We start from the raw sequence: 5,731 nt of genomic DNA, 5'->3' as shown, positions 1-5,731 counted from the left end.
TGCCTGCGTCCACGATCTTCGAATCATGGTCACCCATGGACTCAGAATCCTCAGTCAATTACAACTGTAATGCTAGAGTATGATCCGGAAAAGTGGAGACCGGTTTTCCGGAAAGATCGTGCTCAAACAAAGAGATGAGATCATGATCCAATTCCGTCCAATCGGATCATGATCTCGACGCGTTATTCTTTCTGGCCAATTCGGCGCGGCTCTCTTATTTCTGCCCCACCGATGCCGTGAAACGCGCCATGGTCAAAATTCCGTTCCGTTCGATCGTTTCCGCCGCGCTGCTGGCGGTTGCGCTGCTGAGCCAATCGGCCGAAGCGCAGACCGCGGCCGAACAGCCGCTGCAGATCTCGTGGGAAGTCCGCAACCGCTTTCGCCTGTTCCGCGAGGAACGCGACTTCCTGCTGCAGACCGAAGCCGGTCGCGGCCGCAGCGTGCTCGCCGCCGAGCAGGCGCTGGAATTGCAGAGCGACGGCCGCGGCTGGGCGCGCAACACCGTCAACCGGCTCTGCATCGACCTCGCCGGGCGCGTCAACGAGCCCTGCACCCGCGACAACGTCAAGGAAAGCTACCTGACGCCAACGGATCATCCGATCACGGTGCGATTGGTCGGACCGATTCCTGTCGGCGCCACCTGCGCCTGGTCGTTCGACGACGGCGACGGGCCGCAGAGCTCCGCCTTCGACTGCGCCGAACCGGTGAACCTGCACGTCCGCTACGGCCGCACGACGGTTGCGACCGTCGACGTCTCCGCCGGCTCGGATCCGACCCAGCGCGTCTCCACCGAGATCGCCGTGCGCGACATCTTCATCGCGGGGCTCGGCGACAGTATCGCCTCCGGCGAGGGCAATCCGGACCGTCCGATCGCGCTGGCGGAAGACGGCTTCTGCTTCCGCTCCTATCTCGGCACCGCGGGCGCGCAATATTACCGGCCGAGCCGCGCCGGCTATAAAGGCGGGCGCGCCTGCGAAGCACCGGACTTCCTCTCGGTATGGCAGAAGCACAGCGCGCTGTGGTTCAACGCGGCCTGCCATCGCTCGCTCTACAGCTACCAGACGCGCACGGCGCTTGCGCTCGCGGTGCGCTACCCGCACATCGCCGTGACCTACCTGCCGCTCGCCTGCACGGGCGCAACCATCAATGACGGGCTGTTCGGCTCACAGCAGGCCCGCGAGTGCCTGCCGAGCAAATCGGGCAACACCTGCTCGGGCAGCGTCAACGGCCAGCTCGCCGAATTGCGCGATGCGCTCGCGGCAGCCAAGCGCCGCCAGCCGGATCGGCAGCTCGACCTGCTCCTGCTCTCGATCGGCGCCAACGACATCTACTTCTCCGGCCTCGTCGCCGACGTGATCGTCGATACTGGGACGGAGCGCGCGCTGTTCCGGCGCGGCGGCGTCCTGGCGTCCGTCGACGATTCCCGCGACGCGCTGCGACGCACATTGCCGCAATCATTCGGCAAACTGCGCGAGGCGCTGAAGCCGCTCGTCGGCGGTGACCTGACGCGCGTGATCTATACCGCCTATGCCAATCCCGCGCTGTCGGACGGCGGCGTCCCCTGCCCCGGCGGTCGCGCCGGCTTCGACATCCATCCCTCCTTCAACGCCGCACCGCAGCGGCTCGGCCCGGTGGTCGGCTATGTGCAGGACGAATTTCTTCCAACGCTGAAGGCGCTGGCGCTCTGCCAGTCAGGCATTCTCTGTCGCAATCCGCGTGCCGACCGCATGACCTTCGTCGACGCCCATCAGGACGCGTTCGCGATGCATGGCTTCTGCGCGCGTGCCGCCACCGATCCGGAATTCGACCGGCAATGCTTTGCGGCCAATGGCGAGAGCTTCAATCCTGACATCGTCAGTGCCGCCAGCCAGCCGATGATGTGCGGCCGCAGCGCCTCGGAATATCGCGCCTACCTGCCGCGCGCACGCTGGATCCGCGACGCCAATGACAGCTACTTCACGGCGATGACCTATCCGCAGGCGCTGCCGTCCTCGATGCAACCCTCTGATATCCACGACGCGACCTGGGGCGTCCTGTCGGCCGTCTATGGCGGCGCGGTGCATCCGACCGCCGAAGGCCACGCCGCGATGGCGGACGCCGCCGTTCCCGCAGCGGCCGCGGTGCTGCGGCTCGATGTCGGCGTCGGTGAGGTGATCTCCGAACCGGTGCAGCCGATCGACGGACGCTAAAGCGCGGTGCGAGCACTGCGGAGGCCAAGCGCAAGCGATGGCCGGCGCGCTTCTTATCTAAGGTTCGGATGACTTTCCGGAAAGTGTGGAACTACCGGTAGGCCACGTGGAAAGCGCTTGCTCAGCAACAGCCCCCAGCATGTCGCGGCTGAAGCCGGCTTTAGCCTGCACCGCCATGCCGTGAGTGACGGCCATCACGAATGCCGCAAGGGCATCAGATTTGGCCGTCTTCGGTAAGTCGCCCTCGGCCTTCGCCCGTTCGAAGCGATCACGAAGCTGCGCCTGACCAGCCGCGCGAAAATCTATCAACGCTTGTCGCACAGGTTCCGCTTCATCCGATCCCGCCAGGGCCCCATTGATACCGAGACACCCCGTATGGTCGGGATAACGCGTATTGAGGTCGGCTGCATTGTACAGGATGTGCGCAGCAACTTGGCGCGCTGTGGGTAGCTGAAGCGCCTCTGGAATGTAGTCCAAGTATTGCTCGTCGTATCGAGCCAGGGCTTGGCGGAAGAGCGCTTCCTTGTTGCCAAATGCAGAATAGAGGGCGGGTCTCTCTACTCCGGTAGCCTCGGTCAGATCAGCGTAGGAAGCACCCTCGTACCCCTTGCGCCAGAAGACACATAGCGCGGCGTCGAGCGCTTTCTCCACGTCAAATTCGCGATGGCGTCCCATCAGATCGACTCGGCTTTTTTCATAATGGCCATTACTAAACCGCTTGACATCCCCTGTCCAGATTCCATACCAATCGTTATCGTAATCATCATTACGAAAATGAGGCGCTGTCGCTTGCCAAGGCCTGAGATGGCACCCCGATCGGGTAGAGAAAGGATTCCTATGTCGAAGATGTTGAAGGGCAAGGTCGCCCTCGTTACCGGCGGCTCACGCGGGCTTGGTGCCGCTACGGCGGAGGCGCTTGCTGATCACGGAGCAGACGTTGCGATCAGCTACGCGGCCTCGGCTGATAGGGCGGATGCAGTCGTGAAGAAGCTCAAGGCAAAGGGCGTACGCGCGATTGCTATAAAGAGCGACCAAGCTGACCTTACTTCCGCGAAGCCTCTGATCGACTCGGTGATTGCTGAGTTCGGCAAGCTCAACATCCTCGTGAACAATGCCGGCATCGCGATTCAGGGCCAGCTGGTAGACGATCCCGGCCTTGAGGAAGAGAGGTACAATCGACAGTGGCAAGTCAACGTCATGGGCTCGATCGCCAACACTCGCGCGGCGGCGTCAAAACTGACGGATGGTGGTCGAATCATCTTTATCGGCTCTCTGCTCGGCGACTACGTTCCCTTTAAGGGTGTCGCCGACTACGCCGGAACGAAGGCGGCGCTTGCCGGATACGCGAGGGGTATCGCGCGCGACCTCGGCCCCCGCAATATCACTGTGAATGTTTTGCAGCCCGGTGCGATGCCCACGGACATGAACAAGGAGGTGGCCGGTGAGCTTCCGGACCTTGAGACCTTCCTGAACATGCATCCGATCCGTCGCTTCGCAACCCTTGAAGAGGTGTCGGAAGCCGTCTGTTTCCTCGCCGGACCCCATGCGGGCTACATCACCGGTGAGACCGTAAATATGGCCGGTGGTCTCGGAATCTGAAGCGTCGGAGATCAAGCCGAAGAAGATCAAAACTCGTTACACGAGAATTTAAAGGAAAAGAGATGACCGAGAAGTTTGGTGCAAAGTCGACCGCCGACCAGGTGCTTTCAGACGTTGATCTCAAGGGAAAGCGATTTCTGATTACGGGTGCATCGTCGGGCATTGGGCTCGAAACCGCCCGCTCACTGGTTTCTCACGGCGCCAGCGTCGTCGGCGCGGTCAGGGATCTCGCTAAAGCTGAGCCAGCCACTGCATCCGTCCGTGACGCCGCGTCGCAACGAGGTGGCAGCCTGGAGTTGATCGAGCTCGATCTGGCATCCTTGCAGAGCGTTCGCGCCTGCGCGGATAAACTGTTGGCTGACGGCCGGCCGTTCGATTCCATCATCGCCAACGCCGGCGTTATGGCAACTCCGTTCGGCCGGACCATCGATGGCTTCGAAGTCCAGTTCGGGACCAACTATCTTGGTCATTTCGCTTTGATCAATCGGATCGAGCCGCTGCTCGCTGATAACGGGCGCCTGGTGGTGCTGTCGTCCCAGGCTCATCGCGTCGTCGATGTTGACCTGGACGATCCGAATTTCGACCAACAGGCATATGACCCATTTGTCGCCTATGGCCGATCGAAGACGGCCACTTCTCTCTTCGCAGCAGAATTCGACCGGCGGCATCGCGATCGCGGCATCCGAGCTGCCTCGGTGATGCCTGGGAATAGCATCACTGATCTCCCCCGCCATTTCTCGCAGGAGGACTTGCAGGGCCTTTTCGAGACCGTTGGCAAAGCTCGCGCTGAAGCGGGTCTTCCGCCGGCAGAGCTGAAAGAAATCCCGCAGGCAACGGCAACGTCGGTCTGGGCCGCAGTCGTGGCTAACAAAGACGAGATCGGCGGACACTATCTCGAAGATTGCGCAGTCGCGCCGATCGATGACACGCCCAACCCGTTTGCCGACGGCGTAAGGTCGTATGCGCTCGACGCTAACAAAGCTAAGCAGCTTTGGGCGAAAAGCGAGCAATTGATAAGCGCTGCGTCGTGAAGGTTATCGCCCACATCTGAACGCAATAATCCATTCCACTTTCGTGCTCGACTAGACGGCTCTCAGAACCGTGCCGAGGCCACTGGTAGCCGTCTAGCGCGAAGGCGTGCCGGCTGGACCGATGTTCTTCTTCGTGGCGGCGGGCGGCGGCGGCTTCACTGCGGCCGCCTGAGCCGGCAGATATCTCGCGACGATGGCGGGATCGAGTTGCGCGATCGCCGTATCAGGCAGGCGGTACCAGGTCTCGTCCTTGCCGAACAGCGAGATGCCGATGTAGCCGCGCATCGTCAATTCCTTGCCATCAGGACTGACGCTCATCTTGGCTCTGTAGATCTTGCCGTCGCGCGGATCGAGCACGTTACCTTCCTCATACTTCAATCCGTCGCGCTTCATGTTGCGGATGAAGGGAATGCCCAGCAACGGCGCGTTCTTGCGGTCGTCGGTGCATTTCGTACAGGCCTCGGTGACGGGCTCGCCGGGCTTCGGGAACGTCTTCGCCATGATGCCTTCGAAGACGCCGTTATGGTCGACGAACAGCACCCATATCACGGGCCTGCCGTCCTCGACCTTCTGCCACAGGCCCGCCGCCGACGGCTGCTGCGCCTGCGCCGGCAGGGCCACCGCCAGGAGGGCCATGATAACAGGCACTGTCAGCCGAAATCGAAATCGCCAATTCCGCATTGTCGTCACCCGACTAATCCATCAAACGAATGAGCGAAGACTACGGCCATTTCGCGGAAGGTTCCAGTGGCAGCGCGGAACGATGCAAATAGCCGCAGCGGCCGCTCCGCGGCCTGACCGGTGATATTTTGGCTGAAATTGACCAATCATATGTTGTGAAATGGACCCGCGGAGCGGGACCGCTTGAACCGGTTTGTTAGTTGGAAACTGACCGCTCCTGATCCCTTTCTA

The 5,731-nt window shown here is 61.6% G+C and carries 5 protein-coding genes; 3 read left to right on the top strand and 2 right to left on the bottom strand.

Features of this window, described 5'->3' with window-relative positions; translation table 11 throughout:
* Positions 1–248 precede the first annotated feature (248 nt).
* On the top strand, positions 249–2,189 hold the full coding sequence (locus tag AAFX91_RS38200; protein ID WP_394569939.1) for a hypothetical protein: 1,941 nt from the start codon (positions 249–251) through the stop codon (positions 2,187–2,189).
* Between the two features lie 57 nt (positions 2,190–2,246).
* On the opposite strand, the gene AAFX91_RS38195 is transcribed toward AAFX91_RS38200, so the two are convergent.
* Positions 2,247–2,864 (bottom strand): TetR/AcrR family transcriptional regulator, encoded by a 618-nt coding sequence (locus tag AAFX91_RS38195; RefSeq protein ID WP_394569938.1) that lies wholly within the window; start codon positions 2,862–2,864, stop codon positions 2,247–2,249.
* A gap of 162 nt (positions 2,865–3,026) precedes the next feature.
* Here AAFX91_RS38195 and AAFX91_RS38190 point away from each other — a divergent pair, with 162 nt between their 5' ends.
* A complete protein-coding gene (locus AAFX91_RS38190; RefSeq protein ID WP_394569937.1) occupies positions 3,027–3,788 on the top strand; it encodes an SDR family NAD(P)-dependent oxidoreductase in 762 nt (253 codons plus the stop codon).
* 62 nt (positions 3,789–3,850) lie between these two features.
* Positions 3,851–4,819 carry an SDR family NAD(P)-dependent oxidoreductase gene (locus tag AAFX91_RS38185; RefSeq protein ID WP_394569936.1) on the top strand — a complete coding sequence of 323 codons (969 nt, stop codon included), beginning with the start codon at positions 3,851–3,853 and terminating at the stop codon, positions 4,817–4,819.
* Between the two features lie 93 nt (positions 4,820–4,912).
* On the opposite strand, the gene AAFX91_RS38180 is transcribed toward AAFX91_RS38185, so the two are convergent.
* A complete protein-coding gene (locus AAFX91_RS38180) occupies positions 4,913–5,500 on the bottom strand; it encodes a DUF2147 domain-containing protein (RefSeq protein WP_130582208.1) in 588 nt (195 codons plus the stop codon).
* Positions 5,501–5,731: the final 231 nt, after the last annotated feature.

The sequence above is a fragment of the Bradyrhizobium sp. 31Argb genome (assembly GCF_043638955.1).
Lineage (GTDB): Bacteria > Pseudomonadota > Alphaproteobacteria > Rhizobiales > Xanthobacteraceae > Bradyrhizobium.
Note: the sequence above shows the minus strand (reverse complement) of the source record. Positions and strands in the feature narration are given on the sequence as shown.